This window comes from Paraburkholderia sp. TE9906 (genome assembly GCF_056279605.1).
Window position 1 is genome coordinate 23,581 of record NZ_JBWCCT010000001.1, and the last position, 24,263, is coordinate 47,843.

General features: G+C 63.2%; 22 protein-coding genes and 1 pseudogene. 18 read left to right on the forward strand and 5 right to left on the reverse strand.

Annotation, left to right across the window (positions count from 1 at the left end; genetic code table 11):
* The first annotated feature begins 231 nt into the window (after positions 1 to 231).
* The 3 genes from ACZ9H4_RS00125 (at position 232) to ACZ9H4_RS00135 (ending at position 3,226) form a co-directional block, all read left to right on the forward strand.
* Positions 232 to 981: a TetR/AcrR family transcriptional regulator gene (locus tag ACZ9H4_RS00125; RefSeq protein ID WP_408138774.1), complete on the forward strand. Its 750-nt coding sequence runs from the start codon at positions 232 to 234 to the stop codon at positions 979 to 981.
* Between the two features lie 111 nt (positions 982 to 1,092).
* The gene (locus ACZ9H4_RS00130) at positions 1,093 to 1,932 is read left to right on the forward strand and encodes a DUF72 domain-containing protein (protein WP_476117970.1); all 840 of its coding nucleotides are present in this window, start codon (positions 1,093 to 1,095) and stop codon (positions 1,930 to 1,932) included.
* A 172-nt stretch (positions 1,933 to 2,104) separates the two neighbouring features.
* Entirely contained in the window at positions 2,105 to 3,226 is a 1,122-nt protein-coding gene (locus ACZ9H4_RS00135; RefSeq protein ID WP_408152090.1) for a 3-deoxy-7-phosphoheptulonate synthase, read from the forward strand.
* A 184-nt stretch (positions 3,227 to 3,410) separates the two neighbouring features.
* On the opposite strand, the gene ACZ9H4_RS00140 is transcribed toward ACZ9H4_RS00135, so the two are convergent.
* Positions 3,411 to 3,689 (reverse strand): HU family DNA-binding protein, encoded by a 279-nt coding sequence (locus ACZ9H4_RS00140; protein WP_042324988.1) that lies wholly within the window; start codon positions 3,687 to 3,689, stop codon positions 3,411 to 3,413.
* 349 nt (positions 3,690 to 4,038) lie between these two features.
* Here ACZ9H4_RS00140 and ACZ9H4_RS00145 point away from each other — a divergent pair, with 349 nt between their 5' ends.
* Together ACZ9H4_RS00145 and ACZ9H4_RS00150 are read left to right on the forward strand one after the other, a co-directional pair.
* On the forward strand, positions 4,039 to 4,422 hold the full coding sequence (locus tag ACZ9H4_RS00145; protein ID WP_408138781.1) for a hypothetical protein: 384 nt from the start codon (positions 4,039 to 4,041) through the stop codon (positions 4,420 to 4,422).
* 185 nt (positions 4,423 to 4,607) lie between these two features.
* Positions 4,608 to 6,581 carry a putative bifunctional diguanylate cyclase/phosphodiesterase gene (locus ACZ9H4_RS00150; protein ID WP_476117971.1) on the forward strand — a complete coding sequence of 658 codons (1,974 nt, stop codon included), beginning with the start codon at positions 4,608 to 4,610 and terminating at the stop codon, positions 6,579 to 6,581.
* A gap of 87 nt (positions 6,582 to 6,668) precedes the next feature.
* Here the strand turns inward: ACZ9H4_RS00150 and ACZ9H4_RS00155 are convergent, their stop codons facing one another.
* Positions 6,669 to 7,397 (reverse strand): DUF899 family protein, encoded by a 729-nt coding sequence (locus tag ACZ9H4_RS00155; protein WP_476117972.1) that lies wholly within the window; start codon positions 7,395 to 7,397, stop codon positions 6,669 to 6,671.
* 267 nt (positions 7,398 to 7,664) lie between these two features.
* On the opposite strand from ACZ9H4_RS00155, the gene ACZ9H4_RS00160 reads away from it, so the two are divergent.
* Positions 7,665 to 8,603: a LysR substrate-binding domain-containing protein gene (locus ACZ9H4_RS00160; RefSeq protein WP_476117973.1), complete on the forward strand. Its 939-nt coding sequence runs from the start codon at positions 7,665 to 7,667 to the stop codon at positions 8,601 to 8,603.
* Positions 8,604 to 8,717: 114 nt separating this feature from the next.
* The gene (locus ACZ9H4_RS00165; protein ID WP_476117974.1) at positions 8,718 to 9,968 is read left to right on the forward strand and encodes an MFS transporter; all 1,251 of its coding nucleotides are present in this window, start codon (positions 8,718 to 8,720) and stop codon (positions 9,966 to 9,968) included.
* 55 nt (positions 9,969 to 10,023) lie between these two features.
* Here the strand turns inward: ACZ9H4_RS00165 and ACZ9H4_RS00170 are convergent.
* Positions 10,024 to 10,628: pseudogene (locus ACZ9H4_RS00170) on the reverse strand (peroxidase-related enzyme).
* Between the two features lie 171 nt (positions 10,629 to 10,799).
* Between ACZ9H4_RS00170 and ACZ9H4_RS00175 the strand changes: the two are divergent.
* Complete coding sequence (locus ACZ9H4_RS00175; protein WP_476117975.1) at positions 10,800 to 11,216, forward strand: cupin domain-containing protein; 417 nt, start codon at positions 10,800 to 10,802, stop codon at positions 11,214 to 11,216.
* A 248-nt stretch (positions 11,217 to 11,464) separates the two neighbouring features.
* The gene (locus tag ACZ9H4_RS00180; RefSeq protein WP_476117976.1) at positions 11,465 to 12,493 is read left to right on the forward strand and encodes a VTT domain-containing protein; all 1,029 of its coding nucleotides are present in this window, start codon (positions 11,465 to 11,467) and stop codon (positions 12,491 to 12,493) included.
* 148 nt (positions 12,494 to 12,641) lie between these two features.
* Here the strand turns inward: ACZ9H4_RS00180 and ACZ9H4_RS00185 are convergent, their stop codons facing one another.
* On the reverse strand, positions 12,642 to 12,770 hold the full coding sequence (locus ACZ9H4_RS00185; protein WP_476117977.1) for a hypothetical protein: 129 nt from the start codon (positions 12,768 to 12,770) through the stop codon (positions 12,642 to 12,644).
* Positions 12,771 to 12,809: 39 nt separating this feature from the next.
* Between ACZ9H4_RS00185 and ACZ9H4_RS00190 the strand changes: the two genes are divergently transcribed.
* From ACZ9H4_RS00190 to ACZ9H4_RS00220, 7 genes are all read left to right on the forward strand, one after another.
* Positions 12,810 to 13,013 (forward strand): hypothetical protein, encoded by a 204-nt coding sequence (locus tag ACZ9H4_RS00190; RefSeq protein ID WP_408139533.1) that lies wholly within the window; start codon positions 12,810 to 12,812, stop codon positions 13,011 to 13,013.
* 280 nt (positions 13,014 to 13,293) lie between these two features.
* Positions 13,294 to 14,091, forward strand: a complete 798-nt coding sequence (locus ACZ9H4_RS00195) for a gamma-glutamyl-gamma-aminobutyrate hydrolase family protein (protein ID WP_476117978.1) — start codon at positions 13,294 to 13,296, stop codon at positions 14,089 to 14,091.
* A gap of 33 nt (positions 14,092 to 14,124) precedes the next feature.
* Positions 14,125 to 15,459 (forward strand): glutamine synthetase family protein, encoded by a 1,335-nt coding sequence (locus tag ACZ9H4_RS00200; protein ID WP_168668927.1) that lies wholly within the window; start codon positions 14,125 to 14,127, stop codon positions 15,457 to 15,459.
* A gap of 70 nt (positions 15,460 to 15,529) precedes the next feature.
* Entirely contained in the window at positions 15,530 to 16,954 is a 1,425-nt protein-coding gene (locus ACZ9H4_RS00205; RefSeq protein ID WP_476117979.1) for an aspartate aminotransferase family protein, read from the forward strand.
* A gap of 376 nt (positions 16,955 to 17,330) precedes the next feature.
* A complete protein-coding gene (locus ACZ9H4_RS00210) occupies positions 17,331 to 18,020 on the forward strand; it encodes a DUF969 domain-containing protein (protein ID WP_408152080.1) in 690 nt (229 codons plus the stop codon).
* Positions 18,020 to 18,970, forward strand: a complete 951-nt coding sequence (locus tag ACZ9H4_RS00215; RefSeq protein ID WP_121323156.1) for a DUF979 domain-containing protein — start codon at positions 18,020 to 18,022, stop codon at positions 18,968 to 18,970. The genes ACZ9H4_RS00210 and ACZ9H4_RS00215 overlap by 1 nt, the downstream gene beginning before the upstream one ends.
* Positions 18,971 to 18,980: 10 nt before the next feature.
* The gene (locus ACZ9H4_RS00220; RefSeq protein WP_408138798.1) at positions 18,981 to 19,991 is read left to right on the forward strand and encodes a DUF2891 domain-containing protein; all 1,011 of its coding nucleotides are present in this window, start codon (positions 18,981 to 18,983) and stop codon (positions 19,989 to 19,991) included.
* A gap of 240 nt (positions 19,992 to 20,231) precedes the next feature.
* Here ACZ9H4_RS00220 and ACZ9H4_RS00225 read toward each other — a convergent pair whose 3' ends face one another.
* Positions 20,232 to 20,657, reverse strand: coding sequence for a PRC-barrel domain-containing protein (locus ACZ9H4_RS00225; protein WP_121323160.1), 426 nt, complete (start codon positions 20,655 to 20,657; stop codon positions 20,232 to 20,234).
* A 211-nt stretch (positions 20,658 to 20,868) separates the two neighbouring features.
* On the opposite strand from ACZ9H4_RS00225, the gene ACZ9H4_RS00230 reads away from it, so the two are divergent.
* Positions 20,869 to 23,235, forward strand: coding sequence for a DNA polymerase II (locus ACZ9H4_RS00230; RefSeq protein ID WP_476117980.1), 2,367 nt, complete (start codon positions 20,869 to 20,871; stop codon positions 23,233 to 23,235).
* A 54-nt stretch (positions 23,236 to 23,289) separates the two neighbouring features.
* Entirely contained in the window at positions 23,290 to 24,255 is a 966-nt protein-coding gene (locus tag ACZ9H4_RS00235; protein WP_408152077.1) for a TIGR03571 family LLM class oxidoreductase, read from the forward strand.
* Positions 24,256 to 24,263 lie beyond the last annotated feature (8 nt).

Here is a 24,263-nt window from a genome sequence, read left to right on the forward strand (position 1 = left end):
GTGGCGGAGGTTCGCGGCCTGCCGGGCCGCTGCCATGCTGCGCGAGGCGCGCTAGCTTCAACGCGCATTTCACGCCAGATTGACGTAAGCGTCAATAGGTATTTTTGAGTGTTACTCAGAAAATGGCTCGCGTGGCTCCGTACGCCATCTTCCGTGATAGGATCGCCGTCATCAGGCGTCAAACGCCTATCCACCGGCTCGATCGGAGCCGTAAATCTGAACTCGACTCATATGACGGTTGCCGTGAAGGCCGAACTACCCGTGTCGCGCCGCCAGCCGGCTGGACGCAAATCGCAACAACGCGTGAAGGAGATTCTTCAGGCGGGGCGCGACGTGTTCTCCGAAAAGGGCTACGAGCGAGCGACGACCGCGGAGATCGCGCAGCGTCTCGGCATTTCAGAGGCGACCGTGTTCAGCTATTTCCGCGGCAAGCGCGAGCTGTGCGCGCGCGTGATCGGCGACTGGTACGACGAGATCATCGAGGCGATCGAGTCCGGCCTGCCGCGCGACGGCAACGTGCGCCAGCAATTCGCTTTCATCGTGCGCACGCATTTGCGGCTGATGCTGGTGAACGGCACCGATCTGTGCGCGCTGGTGCTCTCCGAGGGCCGCGCGCGTCATCACGAATTGAGCGAGGCGCTGACCGAACTGCAGCGCCGCTACACCGCGCCGTTGATGCGCGTGCTGGCGCAGGGCCAGGAGAGCGGGCAGATTCGCGCCGACATGCCGCTGCGTCTATTACGCTCGATGGTATTCGGGCCGATGGAGCACGTGCTGTGGGACGCCACGCTGACGAACCGGCAGATCGATATCGACGCGACCGCGGATCAACTGATCGACGTGTTGTGGAGCGCGCTCACGCCGCCGGACCTGGCGGTCAGCGCATTGCAGCAGTTCAGGATGGAAGTGGCGGAGGCGAACCGGCGCTTCGAAGAAGCGGCGCTTGCACGACGTTCGCCGACTACACCGCGTGACGCATAGCGCACGGTCAATGCGCCGTTTCTCCGCGAAGGCGATTCTCCACGTCTGTGCGCCGGGCAAAAAGAAGCTTAATCTACTGCTTCCCCGGCCGTGCCCAGAAGGAGAATCCAGGTGGCTGAAGCAAAAAGCGTAGCGAGCACAAAGCGCGCGCAACCCACGAAGCCCGCGAACATTCGCATCGGCATCGGCGGCTGGACCTATGCGCCGTGGCGCGGGCCGTTCTACCCGGACGGCCTCACGCAAGCCCGCGAACTCGAATACGCGAGCCGCAATCTCACGTCGATTGAAATCAACGGCACGTTTTACGGTTTGCAGAAGCCGGCGAGCTATGAGAAGTGGTATCAGGAAACGCCGGACGATTTCGTCTTTTCGCTGAAGGCCCCGCGCTACGCGACCAACAGAAAAGTGCTGGCGGACGCAGGCGAAACGATCGAACGCTTCTTCGCGAGCGGCGTGCTGCTGCTCAAACAGAAACTCGGTCCGATCAACTGGCAATTCGCGCCGACCAAGAAATTCGATCACGAAGACTTCGAAGCGTTTCTGAAACTGCTGCCCGCCAGTATCGAAGGCCAGAAACTCAGGCACGCGATCGAAGTGCGCAACGACACGTTCAAATCGCCGGAATTCATCGCGCTCGCGAGGAAGTACAAGGTCGCGGTCGTGCTCGCCGGCGACAGCGATTACCCGCAAATCGCCGACCTCACCGCGCCGTTCGTGTACGCCCGCATCATGGGCACGACCGACAGGCAGGCCAAAGGCTATTCGGCGAAAGCGCTCGACGCATGGGCCGACCGCGCGCGCCAGCTTGCCGCCGGCACCACACCGGCGGACCTGGAGACCTGCGCCGAGCCGCCGGCCAAAGCGGCCGAGCGCGATGTCTACCTGTACGTGATCAGCGGCTTCAAGGAGCGCAATCCGGCCGCCGCGATGGCGCTGATCGGCAAGCTCTGATCCGCCGCAGTCCCGGCTGCGGCAGGCGGGTGTCATAATCGCGCCAGCGGATCAACGCAAACGCAATACAAACAACCTAACCTCAGCGCAGAGTCCACGCGAAACCGGCGTGCAGGCACGCGCACATTCAGGCGGCTACGCCGCCTCATCATCCAGGCCCCGGGAGAATATTTTGAGCGCCATCGACAATCCTTTGCACGATCAGGAAGTCGGCTCGGCCGACGCCACCCAGGACACCACGCGCATCGACGACGTTCGGATCGGCGCGGTACGTCCGTTGATTTCCCCTGCGCTGTTGCAGGACGAACTGCCGGTGCCGCCCGCCGTGCAGACGCTCGTCGAAAAAACGCGCGTGGAAATCGCCGACATTCTGCATGGCCGCGACGACCGGCTCGTGCTCATCGTCGGCCCATGCTCGATTCACGACCACGATCAGGCAATCGAATACGCCCGCAAGCTCAAGGCCGCAGCCGACACCTACAAGGACGATCTGCTGATCGTGATGCGCGTGTACTTCGAGAAGCCACGCACCACGGTCGGCTGGAAAGGCTATATCAATGACCCGCGTCTGGACGGCAGCTTCCGCATCAACGAAGGCCTGCGTCTCGCGCGGCAACTGCTGCTCGACATCAATGGTCTGGGCCTCGCCACCGCGACCGAGTTTCTCGACCTGCTCAGTCCGCAATACATCGCCGATCTGATCGCATGGGGCGCCATCGGCGCGCGCACGACGGAGAGCCAGAGTCATCGGCAACTGGCGTCGGGGTTGAGCTGCCCGATCGGCTTCAAGAACGGCACCGACGGCGGCGTGCAGATCGCCGCGGACGCGATCGTCGCGGCGCGCGCGAGCCACGCGTTCATGGGCATGACGAAAATGGGCATGGCCGCGATCTTCGAAACGCGCGGCAACGACGACGCACACGTGATCCTGCGCGGCGGCAAGAAAGGCCCGAACTACGACAGCGCGTCGGTGGAGGCGACCTGCGCCGCGCTCAAGTCAGCGGGTTTGCGCGAGCAGGTGATGATCGATTGCTCGCATGCGAACTCGGGCAAATCGCATTTGCGCCAACTGGACGTGGTGCAGGATCTGGCGCAGCAACTCACGCAGCGTGAGCGCCGCATTATCGGCGTCATGCTGGAGAGTCATCTGGAAGAAGGCCGTCAGGATCTGAAGGCCGGTGTGCCGCTGCGTTACGGCGTATCGATTACGGATGCCTGCGTGAGCTGGGCGCAAACCGAGCCGGTGCTCGACACCCTCGCCGACGCCACCCGCAAGCGTCGTGCGGCGGGTTAAGCCGCGAGTCGAACGCGAGTCGCTATTTACCGCGACTCAGGCACACGCACCGCACCAGCCGCCGATCAGTCCAGCTTGACGGGCGTTGGGCAGCGCGTGATTCTTCACGCCCGATACATGGCTCGCCGCACGCGTCCATGCATGGCAGCGCGCACGCGGATGCTCCGGCGTGAAGCGCGTTGCATTACGACGCGTTGACGGCTTCCTTGAACGCCTTGCCGGCGGTGAACTTCACCGTCTTGGCTGCCGCGATCTGGATCTCGGCACCCGTCGACGGATTGCGGCCCACGCGTGCTGCGCGCGCGCCGGTCGAGAAAGAACCGAAACCGACCAGTTGCACCGTATCGCCGCTGACAACCGCTTTGGTCACCGCTTCGACGATTGCGTCGATGGTTTGGCCGGTGGCCGCTTTGCTTTCGCCCGTCGCTGCGGCGACTGCATCAATCAGTTCCTGTTTGTTCATAGCACTTCCCGTATGGTAATCATGGAACCGGCGCCACATCTGTTGCGCCGGGACCGACACACTAACGCATAGGCGCGCATTCGCGCAAACCTTCGTGTAAGGCTTGTATCACCCGCCCAGAGCCAATTTGACGATTTTTCGTTGCAAAGTGCCATAAGAATCGCGCGCTTACGCGCTTCCAGCGCTTTGCGCGCTTCGGCGGCGCATCACAATCCGTTGCAATTTCAGTACTTTAGCGGCCCCAAAACGGCCACCAGCACGCATTCTTACCGTGTTAGGGTGGATCGCCGAGATTCGGCGCGGGGCGCGCGATGCCCCGAGCAATTTAAAAATTCGGGAGGAAATAAAAATGATGTTTCGCCATATTGCAACAGGCGTGCTGATTGCCATGCTGTCGTGCGCCGCCTCGGCCGCCGACGATAACGGCTGCGCCACGCTCGTCGGCGCAACCGGTTCGGCAGCACCCGAAGGCTTCAAAATGCGCGACGGCGAACCCGTCGATCTGGTCAGCGGCGCGAAAACGGTCCATGGCAAGCTGCTGATCTTCGGCGACAGCGGGGCCTTCCGCGCCTACTGGCAACCCGAGAAAAGCGCGGAAAAATACGTGCTGGCCAATGCGGGCGTGAATGCGGTGCGTCTCGTGTCGACCCCGCCGCAAGGCACGCCGGCCACGAACGGCGAACCCGGCACGGACGTCCCCCCGCAACGCGTGCTATCGTGCCCGACGTTGTGAATCGGTAAAAACGCCAGGCGCGGTACGCGGCGCGGCATAAATGACTCGCCATCAAAGGCCTGCCAGGTCGGACTTACCGCTTGCTCGACGGCCCATTTATTTCCTTCCGATAGCCTATCAAGCTCGTCCCTCTATTGCCGATATACCAAGCTGCGTACGCGACGCAAACGTTAAAAAGGAAGGGAATGGGCCGGTTAGCCAGATTGAGGGAAGCGCGCTGGGTCACGGAAAGCGACCCAGAGCTCGCGTGCTCGCAGCTTCAGGCGTTCAGCCGTCAAATCCCGCTCCTCTATTTCATCCTGCTCGTCAACACGATGGCCGTTGCGGTTACGCATTGGCAAAGTGCGCCGGCATGGTTGTCCATCTACTTGCCCGCCGTGCTGTGCACGTTGTGCATTGTCCGTTGCATACGCTGGTGGCACGTCCGGCATCGCGTACTCACCGGCGACACGGCAGAGGCCGAGCTGCGCCAACTGACCTGGCTCGCCGCCCTGTTCGGCGTCGCGTTCAGCGCCTGGTCGCTTCTGCTGTTTCCGTATGGCACCGCGTTCGAGCAGGCGCAGGTCGCGTTCTACATGGCGACCACGCTGGTCGGCTGCGTGTTTTGCCTGATGCATCTGCGCACGGCCGCCCTACTGCTGCTTTCCATCGTCATCCTAAGCTTTTCCACCTTCCTCGTGTTCACGGGATATCCGGTGTTCATCGCGATGGCGATCGACATGACGCTGGTGGGCGTCGCGCTCGCGGTCATCATCCAGCTCTATTACCGGACCTTCAGCGACGTGGTGCATGCGCAGCGTGAACTGCAGGCGAGCCAGCAGAAAACCCAGCGGCTCAGCGACGACAACTTCCGTCTCGCGAGCATCGACAGTCTGACCGACCTGCCCAACCGGCGCAGCTTCTTCGCGTCGTTGCGCGCGATGGCGGAACAGTCGCTCGCCACGGGCAGCGGCTTCAATGTCGGACTGATCGATCTGGACGGCTTCAAACAGGTCAACGACGTCTACGGCCACGCGAGCGGCGACCTCGTGCTCCAGGAAGTCGGTTCGCGGCTGCTCGCGCAAGCGGAGCCGGGCCTCTTCTTCGCGCGCCTCGGCGGCGATGAATTCGGCGTCCTCGCGCAGCAGAGGCTATCGGACGAAGCGCTCGTCGAGCTGGGCCAGCGCATCTGCGAAGCGCTCAGCACACCGTATCGCGTGGCGGGCAATATCGCCGAGCTGTCGGGAACGATCGGCTGGGCCGCGTTTCCCGAAGCCGGCAAGACCGTCGCACAGGTATTCGAACGCGCCGACGCCGCGTTGTACTTCGGCAAGGAAAGCCGCCGCGGCAAGCCGGTGATTTTCTCGACGGAGCACGAAACGCGCATCCGGCGTTCGAGCCTCGTGACCCAGGAACTGCGCCATGCCGATCTCGAAGCGGAGCTGTTTCTGGAATTCCAGCCGATCTACGATCTGCTCACGCGCCGCCCGATCGGTCTGGAAGCGCTCGGGCGCTGGCATAACGCACGGCTCGGCGCCGTCAGGCCGGAAGAGTTCATCCGGATTGCCGAGCGCACGGAACTGATTCTGCACATTACCGAGGTGCTGCTGCACAAAGCACTCGACGAAGCTTCGCGCTGGCCATGCGATCTGTTTCTCTCGCTCAACCTGTCCGCGGTGGACATCTCGACGTCGGCGCGCGCGCGTCGTCTGATCGATATCGTGGCGGCGAGCGGCGTGCCGCCGCAGCGGGTCTCGTTCGAAATCACGGAGACCGCCGTGACGCGCGACTTCGAGCAGGCGCGCAGCTCGCTCACGATGATCAAACAGGCCGGCTGCCGTGTATCGCTCGACGACTTCGGCACCGGCTATTCGAGCCTGAGCTACGTGCATCGGCTGCCGTTCGATACGATCAAGATCGACCGCAGCTTCGTGATCGACGTGGACTCGAACAGCGCGTCGAAGAAGATCGTCAAGTCGGTGCTCGACCTGTGCCGCAACCTCGGGCTCGAATGCGTGGTGGAAGGACTCGAAACGGCGTCGCAAGCCGAAGTCGTGCAGGCGCTCGGCGCGCGCGCGGTGCAAGGCTATCTGTTCAGTCGGCCGATGCGCGCGTGCGCCGTTGCCGCGTATCTGCAAGCGGCGCCGGGGCAGGCTTACGCGCTGGACGCGCAGCGCTAGTCCGGCCCACATCCATACCCCGCGATATCCCGCGATATCGCGCGCAATGGCAGCAAGATACGGCGCGACGACGCGGCCACCGCCCGCTTAACGCGGCACGTCCGGATAGTCGAGCCGGGGATACCAGTCGGTGCCGCGCCCGCCAGGCGTCATGTCGAGCAGGGTCCACAGCGGCATCGGATCCGGTGCGCCACGCGGGTCCTGGCCCGGGTCCGCCGACGCCGGCCCCATCTCCTCGGCCCAGAAATGCCGCACCGTGCCGTTTGAACGCGTGAACACGTTCAACGCCGGATAGTCGTCGCCGGCGGGATCTTCGCCCGCGTAATCGCGGTTGAACGTGTTGCCGCCCGACGAGTACAGCCGCAGATACCGCCAGCCCCGCTCCTTCTTGAACGCGACGAGCTTTTCGATCGGCGAGCGGCCGATCACCGCGAACGCCACGCGTTGCAGGATGTCGGGCATTTCGCCGTCGTAGGCGCTCAGCAGCGACGTGCACATCGGACAGGGCCGCGCACGCTGCGGGCCGTACATCCAGTTGTAGGTGATGAGCGTGTCGTGCTCGCCGAACATCTCCGACAGCGTCACCGGGCCCGCTTCGCCGTCGAATCGATAGTCCTCGGGCACGACGCCGCCAGGCGGCAGCGCGCGGCGCTGCACCGCCACCCGTTCGATATGGCGGCGCAATTCGATTTCCTCGGCCAGCAGGTCGTTGCGCGCGCGGCGATAGTCGGCGCTCTCGCCGGGAAAACGCGGCGGCCGCCCCGCCAGTTCCCGCGCCGGCTTGAGCGTTTGCGCGGATGTGTCTACGTCAGTCATCAGCCATCTCCTTGTGCGGAAAAGGGATGGAGGGCGCTTATCGTCGCTCCTGTCGCCCTCCATACGGTCACGACGATCGGGGTCGTCGCAAATCGACATTCATGGCGAAAAAATCGTCCGACGTTGGCCACGGCATCCGACCACCCCGCCACGGTGGCCGTAATCGAAACCACGCGGCAAGGTATGCTTTTGCGAAACAGCACGCGCGCGTGAAACGCGGCGCAAGCCAGAGCCACCGTCACCGCGCGCCGTCCTTGGGGATGCAACATGCCGCTTCGTCTGCCACCTCTGCCCGCGCTTCGTTTCTTCGAAGCGGCCGGCAGGCATCAAAGTTTCAAGCTCGCCGCCGCGGAACTGAACGTCACGCCGAGCGCGGTCAGTCACGGCATCGTCGGCCTGGAGCAGGCGCTCGGCGTCGAGCTGTTCGTGCGCGAGCCGCGCGGCATTTCGCTGACGGCGACCGGCGCCGATTACCTGTCCTACGTTGCCGAAGCGTTTTCGCTGATCGCCATCGGCACGCAGCGTCTGCCGAACCATCGCGCGGATCGCCCGATCGCGTTGAGCTGCGCGCCGACTTTCGCGTCGCGCTGGCTGGTGCCGCGTCTCGCGGGTTTTCGCGAGCACTGGCCGAAGGTGAACGTGAGCGTCGACACATCGCACCGTCAGGTCGGCTTTCCGGTCGACGGCTTCGATTTCGCGATTCGCCTGAGCCGGTCTCCGGTCGCGGGCGCCGCGTGGACGCGCCTGTTCGGCGAACGCTTCGTACCGGTGTGCAGCCCCGTTTATCTGGAGAGTCTGCGCGACGAGGACGGCAACATCAGGCTGGAACACGCGACGCTGATTCACGTGAACGCCGCGAGCGAAGACTGGCAGGCGTGGTTCGATGCGACCGGTGCCAACGGCATCGACCCCACCGGCGGCCTGCGCGTCGACACGATCCAGCTCGCCTTCGAGGCGGCCGCCATGGGCCTCGGTGTCGCGCTCGGCAGAAGGCCGCTGGTCGACAGCGATCTCGGGAGCGGCGCGCTCGTCGAAGCTTCTTCCGACACGATCGATTCGGCCGGCGCGTACTGGCTCGTGAGCGCGGAAAACGCGGACCGCCGGCCGGAACTGTACGACTTCAAACGCTGGCTCGTCGGCGAGGCCGGGCAGTTCGACGCGACCGCCGACGCCGAGGGTCCGGATTCGGGAAGCGCATCGAGTTGAATCCGAATCTCGCGTAACGCCCCACAGGTGAGCCACGCTCACCTGTCGAAGAAATCTTTTCTTTTGCCGCTTCCGACGCTCGCTGCGACCATGGTGTCCAAGGAGATCAGAACCATGTCGAGCGCCAATAGCAAACGCTTCGCCCCCGTCTTCAACCCGACGATGCTCGTGATCCTCGCCGGCGCGCTGATCCTGAGCGCGGCGATGGGCATCCGCCAAACCTTCGGGCTTTTCATCGGTCCGTTCTCGTTCGACCGCGGCTTGCCGGTCACGCAGATCGCGTTCGCCATCGCGCTGCACAATCTCGTGTGGGGCTTCGCGCAACCGTTCGCGGGCGCCGCCGCCGACCGCTACGGCTCGGCGCCGGTGGTCGCGTTCGGCGCCACGACCTTCGCGGCCGGTCTCGGGCTCGCGGCCGTGGCGCCGAACAGCGCGCTGTTGATCGTCGGCATGGGACTGCTGGTCGGCATCGGCGTGAGTTGCACCACGTTCGGCGTCGTGTTGCCGGCGGTCGGCCGCATTGCGACGCCGGAAAAGCGCAGCATGGCCATGGGGCTGGTGAGCGCGGGCGGCTCGGCGGGACAGGTGCTGATGATTCCGCTCGTGCAAGGCATCCGGCTGAGTTCGGGCGTCGCCACGTCGCTGTTCGTGCTGGCCTTCCTGATGCTGTCGATCGCCCCGCTCGGCATCCTGCTCGACCGGCGCGCGCGAGTCGGCACGCCGGTCCAGGAAGCGCCTGCCGCGCCGCTGCGCGAGGTGCTTGCGCTGGCGACCCGGCATCGCGGCTACCGGCTGCTGACCCTCGGCTTTTTTACGTGCGGGTTCCAGCTTGCGTTCATCGCGACGCATCTGCCCGAGTATCTGTCGCTCTGTCATATGCCGCTCGGGCTCGGCGCCACCGCGCTCGCGTTGATCGGCCTGTTCAACATGGCGGGCAGTTGGGCGTGCGGCTGGCTCGGCGGCCGGTTCCGGCAGCAGCACGTGCTCGGCTGGCTCTACCTGATTCGCAGCATGACGATCGGTGCGTTCTTCGTGTTGCCGAAAAGCACCGCGTCCGTGGTGATTTTCGCGGCCGTGATGGGGTTGACCTGGCTCGGCACCGTGCCGCTCACGAGCGGGCTGGTTGCGAAAGTGTTCGGCACGCGCCACCTCGGCAGCCTGTTCGGCGTGTGCTTTCTGAGCCATCAGATCGGCTCGTTTCTCGGTGCGTGGCTAGGCGGGCTGGTGTTCGATCTGACGGGGTCGTATTCGCTGCTGTGGGAAGCGACGGTCGTCGCCGGGCTCGCCGCCGCGATGCTGCACTTTCCGATCGACGACACCACGGTGAACAAGCCCGCGCTTCGGCGCGAACTGGTGCGTGCCTGAGTGGGCCTGGTTCAGCGCCTCTATTCAATCTGGATACCGAAACAAATCATTGCGGTTATTTTTTCGGCTTGTGCGAACCCTCTTTCGGCACGCGCCCCATTAGATAGAACTCATCGTTCGGGCGCATCGATATGACGTTGGCCATCCGGTTCGACAGACCGAAAAACGCGGTAATCGCCGCGATATCCCAGATGTCTTCATCGCTAAAGCCGTGCTCGCGCAGCGTTTTAAAATCGGCGTCGCCGACCGTGCCGGATTTGCGGCACACCTTCAGCGCGAAGTCGAGCATTGCCTTCTGCCGCGCGGTGAGATCCGCTTTGCGATGATTGACGGCGACCTGATCGGCAAGCAACGGCGCCTTTTCGTAGATGCGCAAAATCGCGCCATGCGCGACCACGCAATAGAGGCATTCGTTCACGGCGCTCGTGGCGACCACGATCATCTCGCGCTCGCCCTTGGTAAGGCCGCCCTCCTTCAGCATCAGCGCGTCGTGATAGGCGAGAACGCGCGGAATTCGTCCGGGCGATGGGCGAGCGTCAGAAACACATTCGGCACGAAGCCGGCTTTCTCCTGCACTTCGAGGATGCGGGCGCGGATGTCGTCCGGCCACTCGTCCGGCTGCGGCACGGGGTAGCGGCTAATCGGTTGAGCCTTTGTCATGCGGTGTCTCCGTTATATCTCTATGTGCACGACGACGATTGTAGCAACCGTCAGCCCAGCTGCCGCGCGCTCGACAAGGTCCGATTTCGACGCCCGTATCGTCTAGACTTGCAGTCTCAGGGAGTGTGAGCCGAACCGCGAGTAGCGGCGGCCACCAGCACAGGAGTGAGCATGTCAGACGTTATGCGCGACGCGCGGGCCACGGTCGTCAAGGTGCGTCCCGAGCAGGAAATGATGACGACCCAGCGGCTGCCCTACTTTGTCGGCATCTCCGCAGGCACCGCGGGCGCCACGGGTTTGTCGATGTACATGGTCGTGGTACCGCCGGGCGGTCATGCCGAGCCGCACTTTCACGCCGACTACGAGACCGCGATCTTCCAGCTCGAAGGCAGAATCGAGATCCGCTATGGTCCGGGTTTGCGCGAGTCCGTGATTACCGAAGCGGGCGACTTTCTGTTCATTCCCCCGGGCGTGCCGCATCAGCCCTTCAATCTCGACGATGCCCGCCCCGCGCGCGCCATCGTCGCGCGCAACCATTCCGACGAACACGAACGTGTCGTGCCCTACGACCCGGGCGCCGAGGCGTGATCTGACCGGACGCGCCGCCTCTTTCAATTCGCGCTGAGCAGCCGGCCCGTCGGGCTGCGCAAGCCGGCTCGCAGGTGGCCTCCTGCGTACTGATCCAGCCGCAATCCGCGCGGCGTTCGGCCGTCCTCCCTGCGCCCTTTCGCCACCTGTGCTTAAATCCGCTCTTCGCGCCGATGCGTGTTCGCCATGCGCGAACGAGAGCCCGACTTCATTTCATTTCCTTTCATTGCCTTCTCAGGAGCGCGGTTGTGTGGCATTTCCCGGTTGCTATCCCATCCTCGCTGGGCGTATGGGCCGTTTTCATGAGCGTGCTCGTCACGCAGCTCGGTGTGCCGATTCCGGCCGCACCGATGCTGATCTTCGGCGGCACCATGGCCGCCATGGGGCAAACCTCGTACGTCAACGTCGTGTTCGCCGCGGTCGGCGCGACGCTGATCGCCGACTCGCTCTGGTTCTTCACCGGACGGGCATATGGCCGGCGTCTGTTGAACTATCTGGTGCGCTTCTCCCTTTCGCTGGACACCACGGTGCGCGTCGCGCGCAATACCTATGAGCGCTACGGCGCGCCGATTCTCACCATCGCCAAGTTTCTGCCGGGACTCGGTCTGATTTCCGCACCATTGCTCGGCACGACCGCGATCAGTGTCGGCGTGTTTCTGTGGTGGGATCTGGTCGGCGCCACGTTGTGGGCCGGCGTGTGGGTGGTCGGCGGCGCCGCGCTGCACGATCAGATCGTACAACTGGTGCTGCTCGTGCGGCAAAACGGCGGCACGATTTTCGATGCTTTCGCGGCGATCTTCGTGGCCGCGCTGTTGTATCGCTGGGTGCGCCGTTTGCAGTTTCGCCGCTGGCTCGCGCATACGCGCATCACGCCGGATCAGCTCGACGCGTTGATGAAGTCGAACGAACCGCCGCTGATTCTCGACGCGCGTCCACCCAGCGTGCGCGAAAAGGAATCGCACCGGATTGCCGGCGCGCGGCCGCTGGATCTCGATTCACCCGATCCGATTCATCCCGAGTTCCTGAAGCGGCCGATCGTGGTCTACTGCGTGTGCCCCAACGAGGCGACGGCCAAGCGCATCGTCGCCCGGTTGCATCGCAAGAACATTCATCATATCCGCGCGCTAAAGGGCGGACTCGACGCGTGGGAGAAACGCGGCTATCCGGTCGAACCGCTGCCGCCCGACTTCAATACGGCAATGGCCCATATGATCGAGGATCATGATCATTCAGGCGCCGAGGGTGAATACACGGTGCGTGCGAGGCTCGCGGAGTAAGCGCGGTGATCGACGCAATGTGCGCGATGAGTATCGAGTACTTTGATCGCTTGAGTGACTGCACCATTGGGTAAATCCCGATCAATCTTTTTCATAAAAGGGGTTTGACGGCCTTATTGGCTCGTATATGCTAGTTGTCAGGCGGTCGTCAGGCGCACGCCAAAGACATTCTGAGGCGCAGCGAATTCATTTCGCCCAGCTTCGAGACGACCATGCCAGCGGTCTGTTTCTTTAAACGCCCCGTGCGGATTTCGAGCAGGCCGTTCAATACTTTCAACGTTGCCAGTCGAGTGTAATCGTGAGAGTCCGAGGCCCTTTGGTTAGATGGAATCGCAGTCAGGCGGGTTGTACGCTCGCTGACAGCGCCATCGCCGACGGCAGCAACGGCAGCCTTACGTTCCGCCGCTTCCTGTCCGTCTTTCCGATCCTGTCCCGCCGTTCAATTCGACGTCACAACTCCGTTTGCGCGCGCGCTTTCATTGCGGTGCGAACCGACGAAGTCGCCTCGCTGCTGCCGTAGCGCCTCCCTCCTTTTCGCCATTCGTTCTATCCGTTTGCCTATGCGCGTTCGTGCGTATGCGCGGTGCTGTCTGCCGTCCCTGCGCTTCGCGCGGATAAACGCGGCTCAGTGACTCGCGCATTGCGGCGGATCGAATCGAACGGCCATTCCTGCTACTGCCCGCGGCGCGCCGTTCGCCGACAGCGACAGTACGCAACCTCCTGGCGGCCTCGTGCATCGTGCGCGGCTGCGGGGTCAAGTCGCGCCGCGTTTTAGCGCTATTCACATCACACACCTGGCTATGCGAAACAAACCGCTGGTCGGCATCAGCGCCGACAGAACGATGTTCGGGGCCCACCCGTCGCACGTAGTCGGCGAGAAATACATTGCCGCGATTGTCGATGGCTCGCAGGCGCTGGCCATGCTGCTGCCTGCGCTCGGCGAACGTCAGTCCACTGAAGATGTGCTGGCCGTAGTCGACGGCCTGCTTTTTACCGGCAGCTATTCGAACGTCGAACCGCATCGCTATGGCGGCCATCCTGGTGCCCACGGCACGCTGCACGACGCCGCGCGCGATGCAACGACGCTGCCGCTGATGCGCGCGGCGCTCGCCGCCGGCGTTCCAGTGCTGGCCATATGCCGCGGACTCCAGGAAATGAACGTGGTGTTCGGCGGCACCCTGCATCAAAGCGTTCACGCAGTGGCGGGCCTGAACGACCACCGCGAGAACAAACAGGACAGCCTCGACGTGCAATACGGGGCGTCGCATTCGATCACGTTGTCGCCAGGCGGCTTGTTGCAGCGCCTCGCCGGCCACACGAATGAGGCGCGTGTGAATTCCCTGCACGGTCAGGGCATCGAGCGGCTGGGCCTGGGTCTCACGGCCGAAGCCATCGCACCGGACGGCTTGATCGAAGCGGTCAGCGTGAATGACGCGCGCGCTTTCGCGCTGGGCGTGCAGTGGCACCCGGAGTGGAAGTTCGCCGACGACCCGCTATCCACCGCGATCTTCCGCGCGTTCGGCGACGCATGCCGCGATCGAATGCGCATCAGGACCGGCCACGGCGCGGCATTTGCATCCGCCGCCATGCAGGTTTGAGCCGGTCGCGCGCCAAAAACTGAGAGAACAATCATGCATGACATCGACGATTTTCTGAAGAAGCATCACGTCACCGAAATCGAAGCGATCATCCCGGATATGGCCGGAATCGCGCGCGGCAAGATCATTCCGCGCAGCAAGTTCGAATCCGGCGAGTCCATGCGCTTGCCGCAAGCGGTGATGATCCAGACCGTCACGGGCGAGTATCCGGAAGACGGCTCGCTCACGGGCGTCACCGATCCGGACATGGTGTGCGTGCCCGACGCGGCCACCATTCGAATGATTCCATGGGCCGTCGATCCGACCGCCCAGGTGATTCACGATTGCGTTCATTTCGACGGCACGCCGGTCGCCATCTCGCCGCGCCGCGTGCTGCGCCGGGTACTCGAACTCTACAAAGCCAAAGGCTGGAAGCCGGTCATCGCGCCCGAACTCGAGTTCTATCTGGTCGACATGAACAAGGACCCGGATCTGCCGCTGCAACCGCCCATCGGCCGCACGGGCCGTCCGGAAACAGGACGGCAGTCGTATTCGATCGAAGCGGTCAACGAATTCGATCCGCTTTTCGAAGACATCTACGAGTACTGCGAGGTGCAGGAACTGGAAGTAGATACGCTGATCCATGAAGTCGGCGCCGCGCAGATGGAGATCAACTTCATGCATGGCGATCCGTTGAAGCTCGCCGACAGCGTCTTCCTGTTCAAACGCACGGTGCGCGAAGCGGCATTGCGCCACAAGATGTACGCGACCTTCATGGCCAAGCCGATGGAAAGCGAACCGGGTTCGGCAATGCACATGCATCAAAGTCTCATCGACGAAGAAACCGGCGAGAACATTTTCACCAGCGCGGACGGCAAACCGACTGTGCAGTTCACGAGGTATATCGCCGGCTTGCAGAAGTACACGCCGGCGCTGATGCCGATTTTCGCGCCGTACATCAACTCCTATCGCCGTCTTTCGCGCTTCATGGCCGCACCGATCAACGTCGCGTGGGGTTATGACAACCGCACAGTGGGGTTTCGCATTCCGCATTCGGGACCGGCCGCGCGCCGCATCGAAAACCGCATTCCGGGCGTGGACTGCAATCCCTATCTGGCGATTGCCGCGACGCTGGCCGCGGGCTATCTCGGCATGACACAGCAACTCGATGCCACCGAGCCGCTGCTCAGCGACGGTTATGCGTTGCCGTATCAATTGCCGCGCAACCTCGAAGAAGGTCTGACGTTGATGGCGGCCTGCGAACCGATTGCCGAAGTACTCGGCGAGAAGTTCGTCAAAGCCTACCTCGCGTTGAAAGAAACCGAGTACGAGGCGTTTTTTCGCGTGATCAGTTCGTGGGAACGCCGGCATTTGCTGTTGCACGTTTGAGACCGGACCGTAGAAAAGGCCCTGTCTTGCGATGTCATGATCAGATGTAAATGGAAAAATTGGAGTCAGCATGAGCTACAGAATCGAAGAAGCCGCTTACATGCAACCCGCGCAAGCCGCACAGCGCACGTCGCGCAGCACCGCCGAATACCGCGCGCTCGACGCCGCTCATCATATTCATCCGTTTTCGGATATGGGCTCGCTCAATCGCAGCGGCAGCCGTGTGATCGTCAAAGGCCAAGGCGTGTATCTGTGGGATTCGGAAGGCAACAGGATCATCGACGGCATGGCGGGACTCTGGTGCGTGAACGTCGGCTATGGCCGCAAGGAACTCGCCGATGCCGCATACCGGCAAATGCTGGAGCTCCCCTACTACAACACCTTCTTCAAGACGACGCATCCGCCGGTGATCGAACTGTCGGCCTTGCTCGCGGAATTGACGCCGGCGCCGTTCAAGCACTTCTTCTACTGCAACAGCGGCTCGGAAGGCAACGACACGGTGCTGCGCATCGTTCACCAGTACTGGGCGGCACAGCAGAAGTACTCGAAGAAGTTCGTCATTTCGCGCAAGAACGGTTATCACGGTTCGACGATCGCGGGCGGCACGCTCGGCGGCATGGGTTATATGCATGAACAGATGCCGTCGAAAGTCGAGAACATCGTGCATATCGATCAGCCGTATTTCTTCGGCGAAGCGCAAGCCAATCAGACGCCGGACGAATTCGCGCTGGCGCGCGCGCAGCAACTCGAAGCGAAGATCCTCGAAATCGGCGCGGACAAGGTGGCCGCTTTTATCGGTGAGCCTTTCCAGGGGGCGGGCGGTGTGATCTTTCCGGCTTCGACGTATTGGCCGGAAATTCAACGCATCTGCCGCAAGTACGACATTCTGCTGGTTGCCGACGAAGTGATCGGCGGATTCGGCCGCACGGGCGAATGGTTCGCACATCAGCACTTCGGTTTCGAGCCCGATCTGATCACGCTCGCGAAGGGGCTGACGAGCGGCTATGTGCCGATGGGGGCGGTCGGCCTGCATGACCGGGTCGCCAAGGTGATCATCGGGAGCGGCGACTTCAATCACGGCCTCACTTATTCCGGCCACCCGGTGGCGGCCGCCGTCGCGCTCGCCAATCTCAGGCTGCTGCGCGACGAGAAGATCGTCGAGCGCGTCAAAACGGATACCGGCCCGTACTTCCAGAGGAAGCTGCGCGATACCTTCGCCCATCATCCCATCGTCGGCGAGATTGCCGGCGCGGGTCTCGTGGCCGGTCTGCAACTCGCGCAAGACCCCGCAACACGCAGGCGTTTCGCCAATGGCGGCGACGTCGGCACGATTTGCCGCGACTTCTGCTTCAACGGCAATCTGATCATGCGCGCCACCGGTGACCGGATGCTGCTGTCGCCGCCGCTCGTGGTCAGCAAGATCGAGATCGACGAAATCGTGTCGAAGGCCAAAGCGGCGATCGACGCAACTGCGCGGCAACTCGGCGTGGGGTAATAGCGTTACGCAAGGCAATCCGTCAGCCCATCCCTACATGCTGATCGACACATCCGAGTACAGCGCGGAACACGTCGCGCATGCCGGGCCCGGGCAGGTTATCGGCGAACACCGAGGACGACAAACGCAATTATTCGGCCGCTGAGGCGCAATTTTTCGCTGTCTGGAACCGCGGTCGGTTTCGCCATGCCCTGCCTGCGCCATCTCTCCCCAACCCTGGCGTTTACCCGACAAACCCAAATTGCCGACTATTTATCGATAATTTCTCGTGTTAGATTCCGTCGCCTGCCAGCCATTGCCAACTGGCAAATTTGCGCCGGAACGCACGGCGGCGGCACAACCCCGACCAGGCAGAAGACAGAACAAGGAGACCCCTATGTGGGTTCTAATCGGCGTGCCGATCGTGGTACTCGGCTTCGCATTGCGCTTTAACGCGCTACTCGTGGTGACCGTTGCGGGGGTCGCCACCGGCGTGGCCGGCGGCCTGCAACCGGTGGAAATCGTCAGCGCCTTCGGCAAGGCGTTCGCGGATAACCGCTACATGGGCCTGATCTGGCTCACGCTGCCGGTGATCGCGCTGCTCGAACGCAACGGCCTGAAGGAACAGGCGCGGCACCTGATTTCGCGCCTTCACGCCGCCACCACCGGCCGCGTGCTGATGCTCTATTTCGTGATTCGCCAGGTCACGGCCGCGCTCGGGCTCACGTCACTCGGCGGTCACGCGCAGATGGTGCGTCCGCTGATCGCGCCGATGGCCGAAGCAGCCGCCGCGAACCGCTACGGCGAATTGCCCGACGCGGTACGCCAGCAGATTCGCGCGAACGCGTCGGCGGTGGACAACATCGCGGTGTTCTTCGGCGAAGATATTTTCATCGCGATCCAGTCGATCCTGCTGATCAAAGGCTTTCTCGAACAGAACGGCATCGTGGTCGAACCGCTGCACGTGTCGATATGGGCGATTCCCACCGCGGTCGCCGCGCTCGTGATTCACATGGTTCGGCTGATGCTGCTCGACCGCAATCTCTCGCACAAGATGAATGCATTGGGCCGGGGCGCCGCGCAATGATGATCAAACTCGAATCCCTCTATGTGTTGGCCGGTTTGATGTTTGCCGCGTTCGCGCTCTTCAATCTGCAAGACCGTTCGAATCCGCGCCGCGTCGTCAATTTTCTGTTCTGGGGTATCTACGCGATCACGTTCATGTTCGGCGGGGAACTGCCGCACTTCGTGATGGGCTGTCTCGCCATCGCGCTCGCGCTGATCGCCGGTTCCGGCAAGCTCGGCAAAGGCCGCGCGGACAGCAACAGCGAAGCCGCCGCCGCGCGCCGCGAAGCGAATGCGCAGCGCTTCGGCAACAAGCTGTTCATCCCCGCGCTGTTGATTCCGGTGATTACGCTGCTCGGCACGTTGACGCTGAAATACGCACCGTTCGTCGAAACGAAGAACGTCACGCTGATTTCGCTCGTACTGGGCACGCTGGTCGCGTTCGGCACGGCGCTCTTCATGCTGCGCGATTCGCCGGTGCACGCGCTCAAGGACGCACGGCACACGATGGACACCGTCGGCTGGGCCGCGATCCTGCCGCAGATGCTCGCCGCGCTCGGCGCCCTGTTCGCGATTGCCGGCGTGGGCCACGTGGTGTCGGATCTCGTGAAGACGTGGATTCCGGTCGACTCCGCATTCGCGGTGGTCGCGGCTTATACCTTCGGCATGGCGATCTTCACGATGATCATGGGCAACGCGTTCGCCGCATTTCCGGTGATGACCGCCGGCATCGGCCTGCCGTTGATCGTGCATCAATTCAACGGCAACCCCGCGATTCTGGGCGCAATCGGCATGCTGTGCGGCTTTTGCGGCACCTTGATGACGCCGATGGCCGCGAACTTCAATATCGTGCCGGCAGCGCTGCTGGAGCTGAAAGATCAGAACGGCGTGATCAAGGCGCAATGGCCGACCGCTTTACTATTGCTGATCGTCAATACCATACTGTTGTATCTGCTCGTATTCCGCTTCTGAGGAGCCTGCGATGACCGTTCAACTCACTCGCGAAATCGCGTCCCGTTTCGCCAACCTCGCGCTCGCTCACCTCACGCGCGAGTATCCGAACAAGCTGACGCACTCGCTCGCCGGACCGCAGGACGTGCAAGGTCCGCGCGCCTTGCATCCGATCTTCTACGGCAGCTACGACTGGCATTCGTGCGTGCACGGCTACTGGCTGATCCTGCATCTGCTGGAGCGCTTTCCCGATCTGCCCGAAGCCGCACGCATCATCGCGGTGGTCGACGAGCATTTCACCGACGCCAACGTGGCCGGCGAACTCGCGTATCTCGAGCTGCCGCACAACCGCGGTTTCGAACGACCGTATGGCTGGGCCTGGCTGCTCGCGCTCAGCGCGCAGCTGCACTCGCTGAAGCTCGCGGACGCGGCGCGCTGGTCGAAGACTTTTGCACCGCTTACCGGTTTTTTCGTCGAACGCTTCGAGGAATTTTTGCCGAAGGCGACTTACCCGCTACGCGTGGGCACGCACTTCAACATGGCGTTCGCCCTTGCGCTCACGCTGGATTTCGCCCGCCAGACTTCACACAGCTCGCTCGAAGCGCTACTCGTCAGAACCGCGGAGCGCTGGTTTCTGAACGACGTCGCGTGTCAGGCCTGGGAGCCGGCCGGCGACGAGTTCCTCTCGCCTTCGCTGATGGAAGCGGAGTTGATGCGCCGCGTGCTGCCTGCCGCGCAATTCGTCGACTGGTTCGGGCGCTTTCTGCCGGATCTCGGCGCGAAGAAACCCGCGACGTTATTCGAACCGGTGAGCGTGACCGATCGCAGCGACGGCAAGATCGCGCACCTGGACGGGCTGAATCTGAGCCGTGCGTGGTGCCAGCGCTCGCTCGCACGGGCGCTGCCCGCAGGTGACATTCGCCGGACCGTGCTGTTCGATACCGCCGAGCGTCATCTGCAAAGCGCCCTACCTCATGTGGCCGGCGATTACATGGGCGAGCACTGGCTGGGTACTTTCGCGACGCTTGCTTTGGAGGCTTGATTGAAGGGGTGTTCGGGGCGGCGGTTCGGCGCTCCGGTCTGACTTGAGGCCTATATTCGCGGGCTTTATTCGAACCCGGACGGTTCGCATAGCCTCTCAGCAATACAATAGCGGCGCCGTTAGCGTGAACCGGTTTGCACTACATCAACCGCTTCGCGCCACGTGCGCCGCATATTTATTGGCGGCTCGATTGCAAGCCGCCAGACGCATCAGAGCCGATCGCTCGACCGGCTCCCGGCCTCACTGCCCCGTCAGCTTCTTCGGCTTCGGCGGTGTCTGCACCTTGTTGTACTGGAACTGGGGTGTCGCCTTCAATGCAGCCTTGGAAGCGCCCGCCAGATAGAAATTGCCGTCATGAATATCGAGCGCGGCGATCGGCACCGCGACGTCATGCGACGCGACACCAAGGAAGCCGCCGGCCGACACGATCGCTGCCGACAGCGAACCGTCCGGTGCGACCACCAGATCACGCACCGTGCCGATCTTTTCGTTCTGATCGTTGTACACGGCCTTGCCGAGAATGCTCTTTTTCACGCTCCAGCCGCTCAGCAGCGCATTGGACTGTTCGACCGTGACACTCAGCGTCTGCGTGCCGGCGACCTGCGCCTGTGCACCCAGACTGGTTGCAGCCACCGCGACTACGACAACAAGTTTGCCCAACGTCATCTCGTTCACTCCGTTCTTAGTAGACTTGACCGGCGCATGCGCTGCGCCGAAGGAATCGCTGCAGCACGATCATACAGATTGCGCCGCGTCGCTGCAGTCAGGGTGCATCGTGCGGATGCCGCGCTCGAACAGCGCCTCGCGCATCGGCGCCGCTCGGCGCGCATGGCGGTAAAATCGCGTGAGGCGATAGCGCCCGTTTAAAGGTGGAAGTTTGACTGAGCTTGAACAGGGTTTCATATTGACCCGGCATTGGCGGGATACGCCCGCCGGCACGGAGATCGATTTCTGGCTGGCAACGGACGGCGGGCCCCGTCATATCCGCTTGCGCCCTCAGCCATCGGTCGCGTTCATTCCCGCCGAACACCGCGAGCGCGCCGAAACGATCCTGCGCCGTGACATGCCGCTCGATCTGCGTGCCCTCGAACTGCGCGACTTCCAGCATCGGCCGGTGATGGGGCTTTACTGCCCGCAGTACCGGCAATTGACGGGCTTCGAGAAGCGCCTGAAACAAGGCGGCGTGGACGTCTACGAAGCCGACATCTTCCCGCCCGAGCGCTACATGATGGAGCGCTTCATCACCGCGCCGGTGTGGTTCAGCGGCGAGCCGCAACCGGGCGGCCCGCTGCTGAACAGCGAGTTGAAGCCGGGCACGGACTATCGTCCGCCGTTGAAACTCGTCTCGCTCGATATCGAAACCAGCGCGCACGCCGAGCTTTATTCGATCGCGCTCGAAGGCTGCGGACAACGCCAGGTGTATATGCTCGGACCGCCGAACGGCGATGCGAGCGGGCTCGACTTCGAACTCGAATACTGCGAAACGCGCGCCCAGTTGCTCGAAAAACTGAACCTGTGGATGGAGCGGCACGACCCCGATGCGATCATCGGCTGGAATCTCGTGCAGTTCGACTTGCGTGTGTTGCAGCAGCATGCCGAACAATATCGCGTACCGCTGCGGCTCGGCCGCGGCGGTGCAGTGATGGAGTGGCGCGAACATGGTCTCACGCGCAATCACTTCTTTGCCGGTGCCGCGGGACGGCTGATCATCGACGGTATCGAGGCGCTGCGTTCCGCGACGTGGAGCTTTCCGTCGTTCAGTCTCGAACACGTCGCGCGCTCGGTGCTCGGCGAGGGCAAGGCCATCGACAACCCGTATCAGCGCATGGATGAAATCCAGCGCCGCTTCGACGAGGACAAGCCCGCGCTCGCGCACTACAACCTGAAGGATTGCGAGCTGGTCACGCGCATCGTCGCGAAGACCGAGCTGCTGTCGTTCCTGCTGGAACGCGCGACCGTGACCGGCCTGCCCGCGGATCGCAGCGGCGGCTCGGTCGCGGCGTTCACGCATCTGTATATGCCGCGCATGCACCGGCAAGGCTACGTCGCGCCCAATCTCGGCGATGTCGCGGGCGCGGCGAGCCCCGGCGGCTTCGTGATGGACTCGCGCCCCGGTCTGTACGATTCGGTACTCGTGCTCGACTACAAGAGCCTGTATCCGTCGATCATCCGCACCTTTCTGATCGACCCGCTCGGTCTCGTGGAAGGCATGCTGAACCCCGACGACGAGCACTCCGTGCCGGGCTTTCTCGGCGCACGCTTCTCGCGCACGCGCCATTGCCTGCCGTCGATCGTCGCGCAAGTGTGGCAAGGCCGCGAAGGCGCCAAACGCGAGCACAACCAGCCGCTTTCGCAAGCGCTGAAGATCATCATGAACGCGTTTTACGGCGTGCTCGGGTCTACCGGCTGCCGCTTCTTCGACCCGCGTCTGGCGTCGTCGATCACGATGCGCGGCCACGAAATCATGCACACCACGCGCGAGCTGATTCAGGCCGAAGGCTACGAAGTCATCTACGGCGACACGGATTCGACTTTCGTGTGGCTCAAACATGCGCATAGCGAAGAAGACGCCGGCCGCATCGGCCGCGCGCTCGTCGAGCATATCAACGCGTGGTGGCGACAGAATCTGCGCGCGCGGTTCGGGCTCGACAGCGCGCTCGAATTGCAGTTCGAGCGGCACTATCGGCGCTTTTTCATGCCGACCGTTCGCGGCGCGGAGGAAGGCAGCAAGAAACGCTATGCGGGGCTCACGGTATTGCCCGACGGCGGCGAGGAGATCGTCTACAAAGGACTCGAAACCGTGCGCACGGATTGGACGCCGCTCGCGCAGCAGTTTCAGCAGGCACTATACGGGCGCATATTCAGGCAGCAGCCGTATCAGGATTATGTGCGCGACTATGTGCGCGATACGCTCGACGGCAAGCTCGACGATCAGCTCGTCTATCGCAAGCGCCTGCGCAGAGCGCTCGGCGAATACGAACGCAACGTGCCGCCGCATGTGCGCGCGGCGCGCATTGCCGACGAGTTCAACCGTAGCCAGGGGCGCCCGCTGCAATACCAGAACGGCGGCTGGATCAGCTACGTGATGACGGTGGCCGGTCCCGAACCGCTGGAAACGCTGCGCTCGGCAATTGATTACGAACACTATCTGACGCGGCAATTGCAGCCTGTCGCCGATGCCATTCTGCCGCTGCTGCGCGATGATTTCACGACGTTGCTGTCGGGGCAAAAGCAGCTGTTCTGACGCGGTGTTAGCATCGGGCCGGGCGCGATCCGTTCAACCTGAAGGAGTCGAAAGTTGGCGACAGCAAGCGGACAGCAGAACCACGCACAAACCACGGCGAGCCGCGTGTTCGCAAACGATGCCCTCAGTCTCGGACTCACGCTGCCGCTGCTGCGCACGGGCACCATCGCCGCCGATTTCGACGAGCAGTTGGCTCTTGCGCGGCTCGCCGACGAACGCGGCTTTCGCGCGCTTTGGGTCCGCGACGTGCCGTTGAACAGCGCCGACTATCCGGACCCGGTCGGCCATCTCGACCCATGGGCGTTGCTCGGCGCACTTGCCGTGCACACACAGCGTATTGCGCTCGTGAGCGGCGCGATCGTGCTGACGCTGCGCCATCCGTTGCATATTGCCAAGGCGGCGCTGTCCGTCGACATGCTCAGTCACGGTCGCTTCATTCTGGGTCTCGGCTCAGGCGACCGCCCGCCGGAGTACGCAGCCTTTGGCCGCGACCCGGATGAGCGGCGCGACCTGTACCGACGACATTGGGACACACTAGCGGCGGCGCTCGGCAAGCCGTCCCGCGTGATTCCCGATCGTGCGCCCGAAGGCGCACCGACTTTTCACCTGCTGCCCGACAGCGCGAACACCGTACCGCTGCTGGCGGTGGGCTCGGGCGGTCAGAGCGTCGACTGGATCGCGCGGCATTCGCTGGGGTGGATGACCTATCATCGCGAGCCCGATGCACAGCGCGCGCGTTACAGCATGTGGCGCGCCGCGGCCGAACGCGCGGCGCCCGCTGCGTTTCGCGCGTTCGGCGTGGCGATGCGGCTCGAACTCAGCCGCGATCCGCATGAGCCGGCGCAGCCCGTCACGTTGGGCTATCGAACGGGCCGGCATGCATTGGTCGGCATTCTCAACGACATGCGCGCCGGCGGCACGCATCATGTGACCTTCAATCTCGCGTCGGAGCGCCCTGCCGCCGACGTGATCGAAGAACTCGCGCAGGACGTGTTGCCGCTATTCCAGCCGGAACCCTAACGCCGCGC